Annotated in this window: 20 protein-coding genes and 1 tRNA gene; 11 read left to right on the top strand and 10 right to left on the bottom strand. The window is 60.9% G+C overall.

Going from position 1 to position 17462, the window contains the following annotated elements:
- Positions 1 to 476 precede the first annotated feature (476 nt).
- Both AA309_RS35190 and AA309_RS12830 read right to left on the bottom strand, forming a co-directional pair.
- The gene (locus tag AA309_RS35190) at positions 477 to 623 is read right to left on the bottom strand and encodes a hypothetical protein (RefSeq protein ID WP_160310451.1); all 147 of its coding nucleotides are present in this window, start codon (positions 621 to 623) and stop codon (positions 477 to 479) included.
- An 18-nt stretch (positions 624 to 641) separates the two neighbouring features.
- Positions 642 to 953 (bottom strand): hypothetical protein, encoded by a 312-nt coding sequence (locus tag AA309_RS12830; RefSeq protein WP_047189408.1) that lies wholly within the window; start codon positions 951 to 953, stop codon positions 642 to 644.
- A gap of 113 nt (positions 954 to 1066) precedes the next feature.
- Here AA309_RS12830 and galE point away from each other — a divergent pair, with 113 nt between their 5' ends.
- The 5 genes from galE to AA309_RS31975 all read left to right on the top strand — a co-directional run bounded on the left by galE (position 1067) and on the right by AA309_RS31975 (position 5860).
- Positions 1067 to 2059: a UDP-glucose 4-epimerase GalE gene (gene galE, locus AA309_RS12825; protein WP_047189407.1), complete on the top strand. Its 993-nt coding sequence runs from the start codon at positions 1067 to 1069 to the stop codon at positions 2057 to 2059.
- A 121-nt stretch (positions 2060 to 2180) separates the two neighbouring features.
- Positions 2181 to 2711 (top strand): DoxX family protein, encoded by a 531-nt coding sequence (locus AA309_RS12820; RefSeq protein ID WP_047189406.1) that lies wholly within the window; start codon positions 2181 to 2183, stop codon positions 2709 to 2711.
- Between the two features lie 173 nt (positions 2712 to 2884).
- Positions 2885 to 3976 carry a LolA family protein gene (locus AA309_RS12815; RefSeq protein WP_052954676.1) on the top strand — a complete coding sequence of 364 codons (1092 nt, stop codon included), beginning with the start codon at positions 2885 to 2887 and terminating at the stop codon, positions 3974 to 3976.
- 103 nt (positions 3977 to 4079) lie between these two features.
- Positions 4080 to 5054, top strand: a complete 975-nt coding sequence (locus tag AA309_RS12810; protein ID WP_047189405.1) for a phosphoribosylaminoimidazolesuccinocarboxamide synthase — start codon at positions 4080 to 4082, stop codon at positions 5052 to 5054.
- A gap of 341 nt (positions 5055 to 5395) precedes the next feature.
- Complete coding sequence (locus tag AA309_RS31975) at positions 5396 to 5860, top strand: PilZ domain-containing protein (RefSeq protein WP_052954675.1); 465 nt, start codon at positions 5396 to 5398, stop codon at positions 5858 to 5860.
- A gap of 98 nt (positions 5861 to 5958) precedes the next feature.
- Here AA309_RS31975 and AA309_RS12800 read toward each other — a convergent pair whose 3' ends face one another.
- From AA309_RS12800 to AA309_RS12785, 4 genes are all read right to left on the bottom strand, one after another.
- The gene (locus AA309_RS12800; RefSeq protein WP_047189404.1) at positions 5959 to 6771 is read right to left on the bottom strand and encodes an alpha/beta fold hydrolase; all 813 of its coding nucleotides are present in this window, start codon (positions 6769 to 6771) and stop codon (positions 5959 to 5961) included.
- 433 nt (positions 6772 to 7204) lie between these two features.
- The gene (locus AA309_RS12795; RefSeq protein ID WP_047189403.1) at positions 7205 to 7612 is read right to left on the bottom strand and encodes a DUF1622 domain-containing protein; all 408 of its coding nucleotides are present in this window, start codon (positions 7610 to 7612) and stop codon (positions 7205 to 7207) included.
- Between the two features lie 79 nt (positions 7613 to 7691).
- Positions 7692 to 7895, bottom strand: coding sequence for a YgaP family membrane protein (locus tag AA309_RS12790; RefSeq protein ID WP_047189402.1), 204 nt, complete (start codon positions 7893 to 7895; stop codon positions 7692 to 7694).
- Between the two features lie 113 nt (positions 7896 to 8008).
- Positions 8009 to 8743 (bottom strand): L,D-transpeptidase, encoded by a 735-nt coding sequence (locus AA309_RS12785; protein WP_047189401.1) that lies wholly within the window; start codon positions 8741 to 8743, stop codon positions 8009 to 8011.
- A 224-nt stretch (positions 8744 to 8967) separates the two neighbouring features.
- On the opposite strand from AA309_RS12785, the gene AA309_RS12780 reads away from it, so the two are divergent.
- Positions 8968 to 9576: a tyrosine phosphatase family protein gene (locus AA309_RS12780; protein ID WP_244470339.1), complete on the top strand. Its 609-nt coding sequence runs from the start codon at positions 8968 to 8970 to the stop codon at positions 9574 to 9576.
- Between the two features lie 183 nt (positions 9577 to 9759).
- The gene (locus tag AA309_RS12775; protein WP_047189400.1) at positions 9760 to 10182 is read left to right on the top strand and encodes a VOC family protein; all 423 of its coding nucleotides are present in this window, start codon (positions 9760 to 9762) and stop codon (positions 10180 to 10182) included.
- Positions 10183 to 10236: 54 nt separating this feature from the next.
- Here AA309_RS12775 and cueR read toward each other — a convergent pair whose 3' ends face one another.
- The gene (gene cueR, locus AA309_RS12770; RefSeq protein WP_047189399.1) at positions 10237 to 10683 is read right to left on the bottom strand and encodes a Cu(I)-responsive transcriptional regulator; all 447 of its coding nucleotides are present in this window, start codon (positions 10681 to 10683) and stop codon (positions 10237 to 10239) included.
- A complete protein-coding gene (locus AA309_RS12765; protein ID WP_047189398.1) occupies positions 10680 to 13211 on the bottom strand; it encodes a heavy metal translocating P-type ATPase in 2532 nt (843 codons plus the stop codon). The genes cueR and AA309_RS12765 overlap by 4 nt, the downstream gene beginning before the upstream one ends.
- Before the next feature lie 221 nt (positions 13212 to 13432).
- Between AA309_RS12765 and AA309_RS12760 the strand changes: the two genes are divergently transcribed.
- The 3 genes from AA309_RS12760 to AA309_RS12750 all read left to right on the top strand — a co-directional run bounded on the left by AA309_RS12760 (position 13433) and on the right by AA309_RS12750 (position 15966).
- Positions 13433 to 14275 (top strand): endonuclease/exonuclease/phosphatase family protein, encoded by an 843-nt coding sequence (locus AA309_RS12760; RefSeq protein ID WP_047189397.1) that lies wholly within the window; start codon positions 13433 to 13435, stop codon positions 14273 to 14275.
- Positions 14276 to 14530: 255 nt separating this feature from the next.
- Entirely contained in the window at positions 14531 to 14980 is a 450-nt protein-coding gene (locus AA309_RS12755) for a glutathione binding-like protein (protein WP_425286879.1), read from the top strand.
- A gap of 185 nt (positions 14981 to 15165) precedes the next feature.
- Entirely contained in the window at positions 15166 to 15966 is an 801-nt protein-coding gene (locus AA309_RS12750; RefSeq protein WP_150117552.1) for a glycosyltransferase family 2 protein, read from the top strand.
- Between the two features lie 16 nt (positions 15967 to 15982).
- Here AA309_RS12750 and AA309_RS12745 read toward each other — a convergent pair whose 3' ends face one another.
- Complete coding sequence (locus AA309_RS12745; protein WP_047189395.1) at positions 15983 to 16336, bottom strand: RidA family protein; 354 nt, start codon at positions 16334 to 16336, stop codon at positions 15983 to 15985.
- 176 nt (positions 16337 to 16512) lie between these two features.
- Here AA309_RS12745 and AA309_RS12740 point away from each other — a divergent pair.
- Positions 16513 to 16603: transfer RNA gene (locus AA309_RS12740), tRNA-Ser, on the top strand.
- A 416-nt stretch (positions 16604 to 17019) separates the two neighbouring features.
- On the opposite strand, the gene AA309_RS12735 is transcribed toward AA309_RS12740, so the two are convergent.
- Positions 17020 to 17406, bottom strand: coding sequence for a winged helix-turn-helix transcriptional regulator (locus AA309_RS12735; protein ID WP_047189593.1), 387 nt, complete (start codon positions 17404 to 17406; stop codon positions 17020 to 17022).
- Between the last annotated feature and the right edge of the window lie 56 nt (positions 17407 to 17462).

Here is a 17462-nt window from a genome sequence, read left to right as displayed (position 1 = left end):
AACCGGGCTCTGCACCTTGGAACATATTGGCCTGAAGGTCGCTCGCACGGGAGAGATTTCCTTGGACAGTCGAAGGCGATCTGGTCGATCAAATCACATGGCTGGGTGTCAGCCCCGTACTTCTCGGCCAGCCGAGCCAACCGATACTGTCCCTTGAGGTGGGGCAGAGGGGACAACCAACCCGGACGATTATCCATGGGAAATCACACAGTCGCTCGACCATGGGGCCGTAGATAGAGCGACTTCATCGAGAACAAGATAGGAACATTTCTGGAAGACTCCTGCTGACGATCAGAACGGAGTTGGTAACGAAGCATGTTGCTCCTTTGTTGTATTTCTCAAGCCAACGACAAAGCTTGGCGTGGGGAACCTGACACGGGAGAATACGGGCTTTGACGGGAGGTTTCGGGTTCCTCTCTTTTGGATAAGCAGTTGGAAATACTTAGAGATCGGAACTCCGCCCCTGGACACCATCTTCATTTGAAAATGAAAGCACCGCGATAGCGGTGCTTTTTGATTTTCCACGCACAACTTGCATCCCTCCGCAGGGCAGATGTGATTGAACCGCTGAAGGCTGTTGTCCCATCATGATCGGGATCGATAATGAGGGCGATCTCAACCATGTTGAAGCTTGTTTTCCTTCACTTGATGGCATCGAAGATCGGTCCCGAACACTGGACGACCAAGATCAGCAGCAGGATGCCGATGAACCAGAGAAGCGAGCCGGATTTCTGCGGCTTCGAGGGGGCTGCAACGGTGGAAGATGCTTGAGGCTTGAAGACGGATACAGGCGGGGCGGGGAGACGCTCGATGAGTTCGGCTGCTTCCGCCTGAACGCGGCCTGCCGTGCCGATGAAACGGAAATGCACGGGGATGCCGCCGATGAAGCCGACTTCCGCCGGCTGGATCTCGGAATCGTGGCGGACCCACCAATATTCCGTGCGTTCGTTCATGCTGCAGCCTCTCACAAATGGCAGGGTACTCAGCCTGTTTTGCCAGCAGGTTGCGCTGGAAATCCAGAGTCATTCGGGCGACGATGACGAAAATGGCAGTTCGAGGAGAGCCCGTGAACGTTCTGGTGACTGGAGGCGCCGGCTATATCGGCGGCCACATGGTGCTGGCCCTGCGGGACGCCGGGCTGAAACCCGTGGTTTTCGACAATCTCTCGACCGGGTTCCGCTGGTCGGTGCCTGAGGATGTGCCCCTCGTCGTCGGCGATGTGGGCGATTATGAGCTGGTCCTGCAGACCCTGAAAGCCCATTCCATCGACGCCATCGTGCATTTTGCCGCCAAGCTCGTCGTGCCGGAATCGGTGCGGGATCCCCTCGGCTATTACCTGAACAACACTGTCAAAAGCCGGTCTCTCCTGGCAGCGGCGGTGGCGGCGGGCATCAAGACCTTCGTTTTTTCCTCGACCGCTGCGGTCTATGGCAACGCGTCCGACAAGCCGCTCGCAGAGGACGCGCCGCTTGCGCCGCTATCGCCCTATGGTAGCTCCAAGCAGCTCACGGAAGTGATGCTGCGCGACGTGGCGGCGGTGCACGACATGCGCTTTGTGGCCATCCGCTATTTCAACGTGGCCGGAGCCGATCCCGCCATGCGTCATGGCCAGTCGACGGCAAATGCGACCCACCTCATCAAGGTGGCGGTCCAGACGGCGCTCGGCATGCGTCCCTCCATGGACATCTACGGCACGGATTATCCGACCCCGGATGGCACCTGCATCCGCGACTACATTCACGTGACCGATCTGATCGCCGCCCACATGCAGGCGCTGGATTATCTGCGGAAGGGCGGCGAGAGCATCGTGGTGAATTGCGGGTACGGGCACGGCTATTCCGTCTCCGAGGTGATCGACACCGTGCGCAAGGTCTCCGGGAGGCCGATCGAGGCCCGGATTGCGCCGCGCCGTGCCGGAGATCCGGCCACCATCGTGGCGGATTCAGCCCGCATCCGCGCGCGGCTCGAGTGGCAGCCCCGGTATGACGATCTTGCCACCATCGTCGATCATACCCTGCGCTGGGAGGGCATGCTGCGCGAGCGGAACCTGAAGCTCTGACCGGCGCTCTCAGGCACCGTGGACAAGTCGGCCACGCTAAGAACAGGTTAAGAACCTCTGCCTCTAATACACGGCGGCGGCCCCGATTCCGGCCGCAGCCGAAGAGGAGAGGGGCTTGGTCATGAATGCGGGCACGACGAACGGAATACTGCTCCTGAACCGCCTGTTGCTCGCCGGCTGCTTCCTGCCGCCCGCCATTGCCCGGCTCACCAACATCTCGGGCTTTGCGGCCGCGCTGACCATGAAGGGCATCCCCTACGGAGATATCGTGGCCACCATCATCGTAGTGGCCGAGATCGTGGCTCCGCTCGCCCTGATCCTCGGCATCGCGCCGCGCGTGAGCGCCTCCGCCCTGATTGCCGGGCTCGTGATCACCACCGGAGCCCTGCACCGGTTCTGGGACTACGGCGGCCTGACCCGCCAAGGAGAGCAGGCGATATTCCTCGCCAATCTCGGGGTTCTGTCCGGGCTTTTGTTCTACATGCTTGTGGGCCCCGGCGCCTGGAGCTGGCAGAGTTGGTGGGGCGCTATGGGTGCTAAGAAACCCGCCAAGAAGAAGCGCCAGTCCCGCCCGCGCGCGGCAAAGCCGAAGCCCCCTTCGACCCGCCCCATGCCCGTGGACGACGAGGACGAGTACGCCGACGCGGCCTGATCCGTGCCGATGGAGCCGTGCACAGTCCCGATTAGTCCCTGGACGCGACTCGCTTTCGCCTGCAGGCTCCTGCCTTCATTCAGCCTCTAATCGAAGCGATAAGGCGTGACCCGCACGGTACGCAGGTTTCCGCCATGCGGCCGTTCCTTGTTTTTCGGGTTTGCAGTCGAGTCATGCTCAAGAAGTTCTTGCGTTGCTTTATCGGTCTCGCCGTCGTGGCCGCGTGTGCGTCTCCTGCCGCTGCTCAGCAACGCACGCCCGATCCGCTGACCCGTTTTCTGGACGGCATCTTCAAGCCCGATCAGGGGCAGGGGTCAGCGACAGCCGAGCCTCAGACCACACCTGCCCCGCGGGCGGAGCAGCCTGCACCTGCGGCCACAGCCCCGGCCCAGGCCCAAGTTCCGACCAAGCCGAAAGCCAAGACCGCTGCGCCTAAGCCGAAGACCCCCTCGAAACAGCAGGCCGCACAGCCCAGGCCTCAAGCTCAGCCTCAGTCGCAGCCGGTCGCCGCAGCGCCTGCAGCCGCTCCCAAACCGGCTCCTGCCGAGCCCGAGGTGAAGCAGGCGGCGCCTGCCGCGACCGAGCCTCCGGCGCAGGCCGCCGAGAAGCCGAAGGCTCCTGAGTCCGCCCCGGTCAAGGTCGCCGAGCCGCCGAAGCCCGCGCGCTCAACGCCCGCTCAGGCTGCTCCGACGCCGACCCCGGTTGCCGCAGCGGCTACGCCTGCGACGCCCGTGTCGCCGCCGAACCCGACCTCGCCCGCGGCCGCGCTGGAGCGGGTGAACGCCTATTTCAACAACATGGAGACGCTGTCCGCCTACTTCGTGCAGAAGAATCCGAATGGCCAGCAGGTGGAGGGCACGCTCTCCGTCCGGCGTCCGGGGCAACTGCACTTCGCCTATGCGCCGCCGAGCACGCTCGAGATCGTCTCCGACGGGCGCAACGTGGCGATCCGGGACAAGAAGCTCGGCACCAACGACGTCTATCCCGTCAGCCAGACGCCCCTGAAGTTCCTGTTGCAGGACAATGTGGACCTGGCGCGGGATACCAAGGTCCGCGACGTGCAGATCGCCCGCGACGGGGTGATCACCGTGACCTTCGACGACAGCGCCACATTGGGCGGCACGTCCAAGATTACACTTCGTTTCGACAGCCGCGCCAATGCCCTGAAGCAATGGACGGTCGTGGACAGCCAGGGCTACGAGACCACCGTGGCTCTCTCCGGCCTCAACGTGGTGCAGCGCCGGAACGCCAGCGCAGGCAACTGATCCCGCGGAGAGGCTTGACTTTCTGAGCTTTAGGTCTAGCCAGCCGGTCAATTCAGTCTAGAACTCGGCGGACGAGAACTCCGAACAGCCGTGGCAGGTGAGCATGGTCGATCAAGCAGCCCTTCGGGCCTATTCCGGTTACGTCCTCGATGATGCGACGATCCCGGAATTGCCGAACCATTACCGGGGCAAGGTGCGCGACAACTACGACCTGCCGGACGGGTGGCGCATCATCATCGCCTCCGACCGCATCAGCGCCTTCGACATCAATCTCGCGTCCATTCCGCTGAAAGGGCAGGTGCTGACACAGACCGCCCGCTTCTGGTTCGAGAAGACGGCGGAGATCTGCCCCAACCACATCATCGAATATCCCGATCCCAATGTGGCGGTGTGCAAGAAGCTCACCATCCTGCCCGTGGAGATCGTGGTTCGGGATTATCTCGCCGGCACCACGGGCACCTCGATCCTTTCGCTCTACAAGCAGGGGCAGCGGGAGATGTACGGCATCACACTGCCGGACGGCATGCGCGACAACCAGAAGCTCCCGCAGACCATCATCACGCCCACCACGAAAGCCTTCCATGGCGGCCACGACGAGCCGCTGACCGCGAGTGAGATCGTGGAGCGCAATCTCCTGAGCGCCGAGCAGTGGAAGACCGTTTCCGACTATGCCCTCGCGCTCTTCGCCAAGGGCCGCGAGATGGCAGCCGCACGCGGTCTCATCCTCGTCGACACGAAATACGAATTCGGCATCGACGAGACCGGCAAGATCATGATTGCCGACGAGATCCACACGCCCGACAGCAGCCGCTACTGGTTCGCGGAGAGCTATTCTCAGCGATTCGAGGCAGGCGAGCGCCCTGAGAGCTTCGACAAGGATTTCGTCCGCAGCTGGGTCGTCGCGCGTTGCGATCCTTACAAGGATCCGATCCCCGAAATCCCCGCCGACGTGATCCTCGAAACCTCGCGGGTCTATATCGACGCCTACGAGCGCATCACCGGTCAGACCTTCGCCCTGCCGGATGTCAGCGTGCCCGTGCTGGAGCGCATCCGGACGAATTTGGCGCGTTATTTTTGAGCTGGATGCCGCCGCCGGCGCATGAAAGTGTTGTCTCTCGGCGGTTGTGGCGGAGGATGACGGATGCAGGTGTTCACGGATGCACGGCCGAGCACGCTCTCGCCCTTGATTGAGGCTTGCCGCCCGAAGGGCAAGACGCCGCTTCAGCATCTGCTCTCCATCTGTCGAGTTGGATCCCGGAGGGATGGCGCAGCGTTTGTAAAGCACCCGGGATCTACGTTCGGCTAACTCAATGAGTGAAACAACTCCTTCGCGTCGCTCACGAATCAAAGACATTGACCTCGAACTCGACTGCTTCGAGAGGCTGGCGGCCCGGTGAGGGCGCTGCGGGGAGGTCTTTGATGGAACAGCGATCCAATAAACGGCAGCGCACCATTCTTGAAGGGCGGATCGTATTCAATAATCGGTTCTCGCTTATCGAATGTCGCGTCAGAGATCTCTCGGACACGGGAGCTCGGATTATGTTCGAGCACCCAGTGACCATACCGCCGGAGTTCGAATTCGAAATCCCATCGAGAGAGCTTTCCGTCTGGGCGCGGGTCATGTGGTCAAACGGAAGAGAGCACGGAATCAGGTTCACTGAAGGTCCTCAAGCTAACCTATCCAGCGGAGTTTCGACTTCAGTTGAGACAGAGCAGCCACAAGACACGAGCGTGCCGGAGAAAACCCTGGCGGACTATGCAAAGCTCCAGGAAATCCTCGATGAAGCGCAACGCCGAATAGCGCAGATAACGGGCGTTCCTGCGGATAACATTCGATTGAAGTTGGACGTTGACGTGGCGGGAACCGGCACGACAAAGAAATAGCCCTGTTCTCATATCTTCGAGCGCAAAACGGCTTAAACGGGCCTACGTGAGATCAGGCTACGGCGGGATTGATCTACACTCCCGCCGTAGCCTGTCGATCACCACAAAAACGCCTTCACCACCTTCGCGACATCTCGCGCCCGCTCGATGGGCAGCATGTGCGTTTCGCCATCGAAGAGCTTCAGCTGCGTCCAAGGGATCAGGTGAGCTGCTTCCTTCATCGCGTTCACATCAAAGAAGGGATCGTGCGTTCCGCCGATGATCAGCGTGCGGGCCTGGATGCGCTGCAGCCATGACGGATCCTTGCCGACATTCTCGTCTGCGACTGCGTGAAGGCCGCGAACGATCGTCGCCGGATCGCTCATCTTTTCATGCAGCTTGTCCCACTCCTGCCAAAGGCGCAGGCGCAACAGCCAGTTGAGCCAGGGGCGGCGGAAGGCGAGGCCGAACTCGTTCAGAAGGCCATGGAAGTCTCCCTGCCAGGCGCATTCGATCTGGCGCTCGATGCTGCGCTGGCCTTCCGGAGAGAAACGGTGGGCGCTCACCATCACGATCAGATCCTTCACGAGATCGGGATGGTCGGCAGCCAGTCGGGTCGCCACGAAGCCGCCGAACGAGATGCCCATGACCGTCGAAGGCCCGATCTCGTCGCGCAGGATCGTCGCCATGTCCTGAACGATCATGTCGACGCTATAGCCTGCGGGCGGCGCTGCATCGTAGCCCATGACGTAGATCTGACGGTCAGAGGGCAGGAGGCGCGCAATGCGCTTGGCGTCCCTTTCGGTTCGCGCTGGCGTCGGTCGCCTGACGAAGGCTTGACCTCCGTTGAAGACCACAATGGGATTGGGGCCTGAACCGATTTTCACGAAGGGAATCCTGCTCAGGAAGATGCCTGTCTCGAAAGTCATCATGGTCGACAATCATCGCTGCAAGCAGCCCATCGCGGCATGCGCCGATTGGGCTTGAAGGGGGCTGCTTAGAATTGGGAGAGAAACCTGCCGAAGAGGATCGCGATCTGATGTGCGCAATCGCACGTCATCCATGGGGATGAAGCGGAGAAATCAAGCAGATTGTGGAGCCGACGGACGCTGGAAGGGCGGCGGCGGCTGGCGGGCCGGTCGTTCCAGCTAAGGCGTGTTGCCGATGCAGTCAACGAATTGCCGAAGGCACGAGGACTTTTTGCCCATGCTGGTGGCGCAGATGCAACAATCCGTCCGGGCGGTGGGTTCGGAGGGTTTGCGGTTAAAGCGACGGGCTGTTAGCGCGTGATGCTGGAGGTCTTCTTGGACCGCAGAAGAGATACGGGGGCTGACTGCAAATGGACGCAATGTCCGTCGAGCAGTTTCATTCTTGATCCGGGATATGTTCCGGTAAAGACCGGATCGTCTCCTTTTTTTCACGCGCTTTGTATCGCTCCCATGGCCAGTGCCCCTCGATCTCAACCTCCAGCGAGCAGCTTAAAAATGTGCGGATGAGCACGATGCCGCCGAGAATGAGAACGCTTTGAAGGGATGGTTCGATGGCGACTGTGTTGATGATATCGGCGGCCACGAGGAGTTCGAGGCCCAGCAGAATGGCCCGTCCCAGATTGGATCGGTAGAGGCTGTAAGCGTTATCGGCGGAGAGGCCCTGCAGCATCTGCCGCAGAAAAGTGATCGTCGCGCTCAGGGTTCCGAGCACGATAATGGCGACGCCGCCCAATTCGACCAAACGTGTCGTGAGCCTCAAGGCTTGAGGGAACCATTCGTCCATGAACAATCCTTCGCGAGGGCCATGGACATTGATTCATAGGACAGAGAGCGGAAGCCTCCAGGGGGAGGAGAGGACGCTTTCAGGTGAAACCAGGCTTGCTGGGAAGCCCGAGCCGCTTGAACATCATCACGACAGGGCAGAGGCCTGTGAACGATGCCTGGACAAGATGGGCCCCCAGGATTCCGGTCAGCCAGAGCCAGTTGATATTGACGTAAACCGCGAGCAGGACGCTGATGATGATCAGTCCGCCGACGGTCAGAAGGATGGCGCGTTCTACGGTCATGGCCGTGCCTCCACCAGGATGCACCGATCATACATCAGGCCAGGCAGGACGACAAAAAAGAAGGGCCGGCCATCATCGGCCAGCCCTTTCACCATCGCCGATCTTGCATACGCTCAGTAGAAGGACACGCGCTGTTCGTCCTGTTCGACATCGTTGAAGGGGCTGCGCCCTCTCAGTACCACCACCGGCGAACCCACCGGCACGCGGTTGTAGAGGTCGATCACGTCCTGGTTGAACATACGGATACAGCCGCTCGACACCGACTGGCCGATGGACCAGGGCTCGGTCGTGCCATGGATGCGGTACATGGTATCGACACCGTTGTTGTAGAGGTAGAGCGCACGGGCACCGAGCGGGTTCTCGACGCCGCCCGGCATGCCGCTGGCCCAGGGGCGGTTGCGTTCGGGCTCGCGCTTGATCATCGCGGCGGTCGGGGTCCAGCGCGGCCACTGCGCCTTGCGTCCGACCTGGGCACGGCCAGACCACGCCAAGCCTTCCTTGCCGACGCCGATGCCATAGCGGATGGCGCGTCCGCCCTCGCGGACGAGGTAAAGATAACGGGCCGAGGTATCGACCACTACCGTCCCGGGCTCTTCACGGCCGTAATAGGCCACCTCCCGGCGCAGGAAGCGCGGGTCGACTTCGGAAATGTCGGTGGCGGGCAGCGAATGCGCTTCGTCAGGACGGGCACCGTACATGGCCATGTACGCTGGATCGATATGGCGGATCGCCTGCTGCGGAGGAGACGAGGAGGATACACAGGCGGCCAGCGCCAGCGGGAGGACCAACACGCAGAAGCGGATTGCATTCTGCAACGAGGACAAGCGGAAGGCCGTGAAAGCAGACATCAGTGGGGGAAGCTCGCAGTTTCTGGTTTTTCGCTTATGCCGCCAACGCGAACGGCGGCGGTACCTTGAAAGGGAGTTCATAAACCCGGTGATGACCACAAGGTGTTAACGAAATGGCAGAAATGTGGCCAAGCCGAGCTGTGATCAAAAGGACACAATCATTTGATGGGCTTGAACTTATTCCCTCTGCATGGGTACAACCTACGAACATAACAGGGAGGATCATGCAGCCTCCGCTTTCGATGGGTTTTTCAATGCAGTCGCTCTCGATCTCCATGCTCACCATCTGTGGCATTTCCGAATTGCCGGAGCAGAAGGAGAGGGCAGTCACTCATGTGCTCTCTATTCTGGACCCGGATCATCCCGATCCAGAGGCGTTCCAGGCATACGATCCGCATCACCGCACGATCCTTCGCTTCCACGATATCATCAATCCGATCGAGGGGATGATCCTGCCGCAGCCGGAGCATGTGGAAGCCGTGCTGCGCTTCGGCGAGGAGGTTGCGGCAGGCAGCATCGAGCGCACACGAGGGCATCTTCTCGTGCATTGCCACATGGGCATTTCCCGCTCGACGGCCGCGATGCTGACACTCCTGGCGCAGACACACCCTGACGAGAAGGAGGATAGGCTTTTCGAGCGACTGACGCTGATCAGGCCCCAGGCTTGGCCGAACTCGCGCATGATCGCCTATGCGGACGATCTGTTGTCCCACAACGGACGCCTCGTCGACGGCTTACGCCGCCATTACGGGCGCCAGATTCAGCGGCAGCCTCAATTCGCGCAGTGGATGCACGATCTCGGCCGCGGTTGCGAAGTCGAGATGGCGGCTTGAAGGCGCTGGGTGCTGCCTTGACCTGATCTCTTGGCCGGCTATGCTCGGCGTGTCGGAAAAGGCGGACCGGTTTGGTTAGCCCGGTCGCTTCCTGCGGGAAGTTCTGGCTGGTGCAGATGCACCAAGTCCCATGACGGAAGCCCTGGCGCATGGTGCTCCAGGGCAACGTAGGGATGTGACCCAATGCAACATCAAATTTCCGTTGTGACACTCGGCGTGCGCGATCTTGCACGTTCGCGGCGCTTCTATGCCGAAGGCTTCGGCTGGCATCCTGTCTTCGAGAACGAAGAGATCATTTTCTACCAGATGAACGGTTTCGTGCTCGGCACTTGGTTGCAGGAGGCTCTTGCCGAGGACATGCAGCGCAACGGCCTTGCCGGGCCCGGGGCTTATTCTCTCGCCCATAACGTTGCCTCGCGTGAGGATGTGCAGGCGACGATCAATCACCTCTTAGGCTTCGGCGGTCGGATTTTGCGGCTTGCCGACGAGCCGCCGCATGGAGGCATGCGCGGGTATGTGGCTGATCCTGATGAGCATGCATGGGAGATCGCGTGGAACCCTGCCTGGTCGATCGACGCCCAGGGGCACGTGACATTCGGCTTGTAAGACACTTCGCGTCCGCTGTTGCCGAGCAGCGGACGCTCGACTCTCTTTATTCCCCTAAGCCTTACCCAGCGCACCGAACTTCGCATCCGTCTTGACGTGAACGGGCAGGGGATCTTCGCTCGCAAGTTCCTCAAGGATCGGGCAGTGGGGACGCGAATCTCCGTGACAATGGTCTGCCAGGTGCTTGAGGGTCAAGGCCATTTCCTGCAGCTCACGGATCTTGCGCTCGAGCACGTGCACATGGTCGAGCGCAATCGCCTTCACGTCCTTGCTGGCGCGCTCGCGATCGCGCCAGAGTGAGACGAGATCGGCGATCTGCTCGACCGAGAATCCGAGATCTCGTGCACGTCGAATGAAGCGCAACGTGTGCACGTCGTGGTGCGAATAGACTCGGTATCCGGATTCCGTACGCACGGTCTTCGGGATGAGCCCGATGGACTCGTAGTAGCGGATCATCTTGGCGGAAACGCCGGAGGCGGAAGCGGCCTGTCCGATATTCATGCCACACCTTCCACGGTTAGGGCGGCAGGAGCAATCTCCTGCCGTGCCTCGATGGGAGCCTCGAAGCGGCGAAGACGAAGCGCGTTGCCGACGACGAACACGCTGGAGAGCGCCATTGCCGCTGCTGCCACGATGGGTGAGAGCAGGGTGCCGTTGACAGGATAGAGCGCACCCGCTGCGACCGGGATCAGCACTACGTTATAGGCGAAGGCCCAGAACAGGTTCTCACCGATATTGCGGATCGTTGCCTTCGACAGGCCAATCGCATTCACCACACCGCGCACGTCGCCGGACATGAGCACCACATCGGCGCTTTCGATCGCAATGTCCGTGCCCGTTCCGATGGCGATGCCGATATCGGCTTCAGCGAGTGCAGGTGCATCGTTGATGCCGTCGCCGACGAAGGCGATACGGCCATGGGTTTGGCGCAGGCGCTTCACCACCTCGACCTTGCCTTCGGGCAGCACTTCCGCGACCACCTCGTCGATGCCGATGCGCCGCGCGATGGCTTCCGCCGTCTTGCGGTTGTCGCCGGTGATCATCGCCACTTTCAGGCCCAGAGCATGCAGGGCAGCAATCGCTTCCGGCGTCGAATCCTTGATCGGGTCGGCAACGGCGATGATGGCGGCGAGCCTGCCGTCAATCGCTGCGTAAAGCGGGCTCTTGCCTTCGGAGCCGAGGCGGGCCGCCGTATCGGCGAACACGGCCACGTCGAGCCCGAGCTTCTGCATGAAGCGGTCCGCACCCACATCGACCTTTCGCCCTTTGACCGTGGCGGAGACGCCGAAGCCTGGCACGGCTTCGAAGCTGTCGGTCGCAGGCAGAGTGATGCTCTGGCGCTCCGCTGCCGCGACGATGGCCTGCGCAATTGGATGTTCCGAGCGCGCCTCGACGGCCGCGACGAGCCTCAGGGCGTCAGTCTCGATGAAACCGTTCGCGGTGACGAAGTCGGTGAGATCCGGGCGGCCCTTGGTAAGCGTGCCGGTCTTGTCGAGCGCGACGACGCCGATCTCCTTCAGGCTTTGCAGCGCTTCGCCCTGGCGGAATAGCACGCCGAGTTCCGCTGCGCGTCCGGTCCCGACCATGATCGATGTCGGCGTCGCCAATCCCATGGCGCAGGGGCAGGCGATGATGAGCACGGCCACCGCATTCACAAGCGCGAAGGTCATTGCAGGATCGGGGCCGAAGATCAGCCAGATCAGGAAGGTCAGCGCCGCTGCCGCCATCACGGCTGGCACGAACCATGCGGTGATCCTGTCGACCATGGCCTGGATCGGAAGCTTCGAACCCTGCGCCTGTTCGACCATGCGGATGATCTGAGCCAGAACCGTGTCGGCGCCGATCCGGGTTGCGCGGAAGGTGAAGCCGCCTGTCTTGTTGATCGTGCCGCCGACAACCTCCGAACCTTGAGCCTTCTGCACGGGCACAGGCTCGCCCGTGATCATGGATTCGTCGACGAAGGAAGAGCCCTCGACCACCTCGCCATCGACCGGCACCTTCTCGCCGGGACGGACCTGCACGATGTCGCCGATCAGCACCTGATCGAGCGGGATCTCCCGTGCCTCGCCGTTGCGGATCACCCGCGCGGTTTTCGGGGCGAGGCCGATAAGACGCTTGATCGCTTCCGATGTGCGGCCCTTGGCCTTCGCCTCGAGAAAGCGGCCGAGCAGGATCAGCGTCACGATCACGGCGGCCGCCTCGTAATAGACATTGGCCATTTCGGCAGGCAGCACCCCCGGCAGGAAGGTCGCCACGACAGAATAGGCATAGGCCGCGCTCGTGCCGAGCACCACGAGGGAATTCATGTCGGGGGCCCAGCGCAAAAGGGCTGGAACACCCTTCCTGAAGAAGCGCAGGCCGGGCCCGAACAGCACGAGCGAAGTCAGGGCGAATTGCAGATACCAGCTGGTCTGATGGCCGAGGATGCTCATCACCCAATCATGGATCGCGGGGATGAAGTGAGAGCCCATCTCGACCACGAAGACGGGCAGGGTGAGGATGGCGGCCACCGTGAGCGAGCGCCTCAAGGCTGCAATCTCGGCCTCGCGGGCAGCGCGCTCCCGATCTGTCTGATCGGCATCCTGGCGGATTTCCTTCGCCTCATAGCCGGTGGCATTGACGGCCGCGATCATCCGACCGATGACGTCCGCGCCGCCAAGGTACCGCACGGAGGCGCGCTCGGTGGCGAGGTTCACATGGGCCTCGACAACGCCTGGCACGCGCTCGAGCGCCTTCTCCACCCGCGCTACGCAGGAGGCGCAGGTCATACCCTCGATCTTCAGGTCCACATGGCTCTCGGAAGGTTCATAGCCCGCCGCCCGGATGGCCTCGGCGACCGCCTGGGGATTGGCCTTCTCAGGGGCGAAGGACACATGCGCCCGCTCCGTCGCCAGGTTCACATTGGCGGCGGTGACGCCCTCGACCGACTTGATTGCCTTTTCGACGCGCCCGACGCAGGAGGCGCAGCTCATCCCCTGGACCGGAATGTCGAAGCTCTCCGCTGCAGCGGAACGGTTGGTGGCAGCCATCTTGAATCTCCTGATTCATCATATGGGGTCAGGGTGTAAACCTTCCAATCATGGGAGGGTCAAGACGCCTTTTACGGTTGCGTTTGTCCGGAACTCTGATCGATGATGGGTCATTGATCCGACACGTTTGCACCATAGGTCGCGAATCGAGACGTCACCGCATGCTGCGTTTGAAGCCCATGCATGTTCATTGTCACCATTCTTGGAGCCGGTACTGACCTTTGACGCACAGCGATAAACACGGGCGCCCTTTTCGGATCCTCACCTATAACGTTCACCGCTGGCTGGGCACCGACCGAAAAATCTCGCCGACACGGATCGCCGAGGTCATTGCGGCCTGCGAGGCCGATATCGTCGCGCTCCAGGAGGTGCGGGTCGGGCGCGCCCAGACTGGGGAGATCGATCAAGCCGCAACTGTCGCGGACACACTCGGCATGGACCTCCATTTCCAGCCCACGATCCGTATCTTAGGCGAGCAATACGGCATTGCAGTTCTCACCAAGCATCCCGCCTATCTCGTAAAATCGGGCCGCCTGCCGACGCAATCGACGAAGCCGTCCTTCGAGAAACGCAGCGCTCTTTGGGTGTGTACGGAGATTGATGGGCACAAGGTGAATGTCATCAACGCCCACCTGTCGCTTCGCTCTGGCGAACGACGGGCGCAGGCCTCAGCGCTCGTGGGGCCTGACTGGATGGGCCACCCGGAATGCGCCGACCCCGCGATTCTGCTCGGTGATTTCAACGCGCCGCCTTATTCGCGCTCCTACCGCATGATCGCCAATCGCTTAAGGGATGCGCAGCTCTCCAACTCCCATGGCGAGCCTCAGCCGACCTTCCATACGCGTGCGCCAGTGCTGCGCCTCGACCACGTGTTCGTCACCAGGTCGGTAGAGGTGATGAATGCCGCGCCGGTGCGGAACACGCTGACGCGCGTGGCGTCCGATCACTTCCCGCTGCTCGCCGAGCTGCGCGTGCGCAGCCATGCGAAAGCCACGGGCTCAGTCCATCGGCATGCGCCCGAGGGTGAACTCCTCTCTTCAGGCCAAAATCCGATACCGGATTGAGCCGATACCCGAAGATTGGCGGTCACGCCTTGAAGTTCGGCTCATCTGATGCACTATCATGACATTGCATTGAGTTTGATATTCGATTTCCCGCTGGGGCCGGGAATGAAGGATTTCGATGGTGAAGCTCTATCACAGCCCTAGCGCATGCTCGCTTGCGCCTCACATCGTGGCCTATGAAGCTGGTCTTGAGATCGAGTTCGATCGGGTTGATCTAAACACGCAGACGACCGCCTCAGGGGGCGCTTCGGCAGAATCAATCCTAAAGGCGGCGTACCTGCGCTCGCCCTGCAGGATGGAGAGGTGCTGACGGAGGTTTCCGCCATTCTGGAACACCTCGCCGAATGTGCACCGGATCGTCGCCTCTTACCGAAAACGGGTTCGATGGAGCGCTACCGGGTTCAGGAATGGGTGGGCTTCATCGGCACCGAGCTCCACAAGTGGTTCGATCCCTTGTCGGACGGCCTCATGCCCGATGCTGCCCGCCGCCTTGCCGTCCAATATCTTCGGCGCCGGCTCTCCTATCTCGTGGGCGATGAATCCACGGTAGCGGATGCCTATTGTTTCACCATCCTGAACTGGGCTCGATTCCACAGAATCGACCTGTCGGAATACGGCGCCGTTCAGGCTTTCATGCAGAATGTTTCGAACCGTCCCATGGTCCACAAGGCAATGAAGGCGGAGGGGTTGAGGCACGCAGCTTGAAATCAAAGGGGACGGGTAAGGCCAGGGTTAAGGGCTTGGCCCTCTTGTTCCCCTTGATGAGGAGGCTGAAGCATCGGACGAGAAAAGTGGACTTGCACCTTTGGGTCCGATGCTCCCTTCTTAAAGAAGCGCCTCGTCTAGAGCGGAGAGCCGGGTCCACTTTTCCGCACGATGCGCTAAGTCCCATTGTTATGGTTCCAATCTCCGTCTTCATCATTGCCAAGGACGAGGCCGACCGGATCGGAGCGACTATCCAGGCCGTTCGAGACCTGACGGATGATCTGATCGTTATCGATTCAGGCTCGACAGACGGCACCCAAGCCGTAGCAGAGGAACTCGGCGCTCGTGTGATCTTCAATCCGTGGTCCGGGTACGGCCCGCAGAAGCGCTTCGGCGAGGATCAGTGCCGTCACGAATGGCTTCTCAATCTCGATGCGGACGAGGAGCTTTCGCCCGCCCTACACGAGGAAGTCAAAGCGCTTTTTGCCCACGGGGAACCGCCATGCCAAGCCTACGGCGTTCGGATCGCGGAGACCTACCCCGGCGAGGCGGAGCCGCACCTTTTTGCCTATCGCATCGGACCGGTACGGCTTTATCGCAGGGATGCCGGCCGCTATTCGTCCTCCTTGGTCCATGACCGGGTGGATTTGAAGCCGGGGACGAAGGTTGGAAAGCTCAAGGGGCTGGTTCACCATCGGTCGATCCGGTCGCTCGGCGACCAAATCGCGAAGCTGAACGCGTATACCGATCAGCTGGCCATCGATCTTGAGGTGAGGGGGGTCTCCATTCCGATTTGGCGGGTCTATGCCGAGTTCCCTGCAGCCTTCATCAAAGCCTATTTCGGGCGCCTTCACTTCCTGCGGGGCACCTATGGCTTTCTCATCGCCATGAACTACGCCATCTGGCGCCACCTTCGTCTGGCGAAACACTATGAGAGAAAGCGTCTGAACGCCCAGGCCAAGGCGAACAAGGTCGAACCGGCCTGAGCGCCCCTGCGGTGGCTCAAAGCGCAGCGATGACCTGGATCTCCAGGGCATAATCCGGATCAGCAAGACGAGCCTGGACACAGGCCCGCGCAGGTGTGTGTCCCGGAGCCACCCAGGCATCCCAGACCGAATTCATCTCGTCGTAAGAGGCCATATCGGTCAGCCAGATCGTGGCCTGCAGGAGCTTGGTCTTGTCGCTGCCGATCTCGGTCAGCGACTGCTCGATCTGCGCCAGAACGTCTCGGGTTTGCTCGGTCACCGACCGCCCCAGGCTCTCCTCGGGCACATAGCCGGAGAAATAGGCTGTGTTGCCGTGAATCACGAGATCGCTGTAACGGGCGGCAACGCCAACTCGCTTGATGTCTGCCACTTGGGGCTCCTCTCTTGTTGTCTGTGCCACCTCGTATCACAGGGGACGGCTGAGGACCCAGTTTCAAGATCGGTTTTGCACGGCCTTGGGACGCTTTTGGCCTTGACGAAGGGCGGCTGTTCGCGTCTATTGCGCCACCTGTGCGAAGCAGGGTTACCACCCCGCAGATCGCGAACGGAGACGTGGCCGAGAGGCTGAAGGCACTCGTTTGCTAAATGAGCATACCCCAAAAGGGTATCGAGGGTTCGAATCCCTCCGTCTCCGCCATTCTCTTTTTGTCAAGAGTATCAAGGGTTTAGCCTGGCATTTGTCAGGGCTTTTGCAGCAGCTTATCTGCGGATAACGCTGACCAGCTTAGGACGGCGCTTGTGGGACAATAGGTCGAACTTCATTTCTACCGTATTGTTGAGGCGCGTCAGAGCATGGGAACAGACAATAAGCCGGAGCCGTCATCCGAGGGCGGAGCTAATCCAGGCATTAACATCGATGTTTCCAGAGAAAGCGTCGATACGGTCGTCGACGCGATCGTGGACGTGTTCTCACCCGTCCGAGAGGCTGCCTTGCTCTTACAGATTGAGTTCGATTGTATCGCATGAAGTCTGCAGTTAAGGCGCTGACCCATGCGAAAGAGATAGCAGCCGCCGAAGGTCTGACGCTTGAGCAGCGGCACTCAAGTTGCGAATTCACGCTTTCCGGATCGGCTGATTTTCCTCCTTGGTGTCACGCAGGACACGAGCCCACTCCGTCAAAGCGAGGAAAATCGGCTTGAGCGCGATGGCGTTGTCGGTAAGCGCATACTCCACCCGAGGCGGTATCTCCGCATAAGCCGTTCGGCTGACCAGGCGATCAGCTTCAAGCGCTCGAAGCTGTGCCGTGAGCATGTGTTGAGTGATGCCCGGTAGCGCCTTGCGCAACTCGCCAAAGCGCATGGGCCCGCCCAACAGCACCCACAGGATATCTATCTTCCACCTTCCGATGATCATGTTTACGGCGCGGCGGAACTCGTTGAGTTCGACCGCCGTGGGCGCGCACGGCTCCAGTGCCGAGGTCTCATCAGTATGATCATCCATACTAGTCTGATTTTTCATCCTACTTGCTCAGTCCAATATTACTGGCGATTTTCATA

The organism is Microvirga vignae, assembly GCF_001017175.1.
Taxonomy (GTDB): Bacteria; Pseudomonadota; Alphaproteobacteria; order Rhizobiales; family Beijerinckiaceae; genus Microvirga; species Microvirga vignae.
Note: the sequence above shows the minus strand (reverse complement) of the source record. Positions and strands in the feature narration are given on the sequence as shown.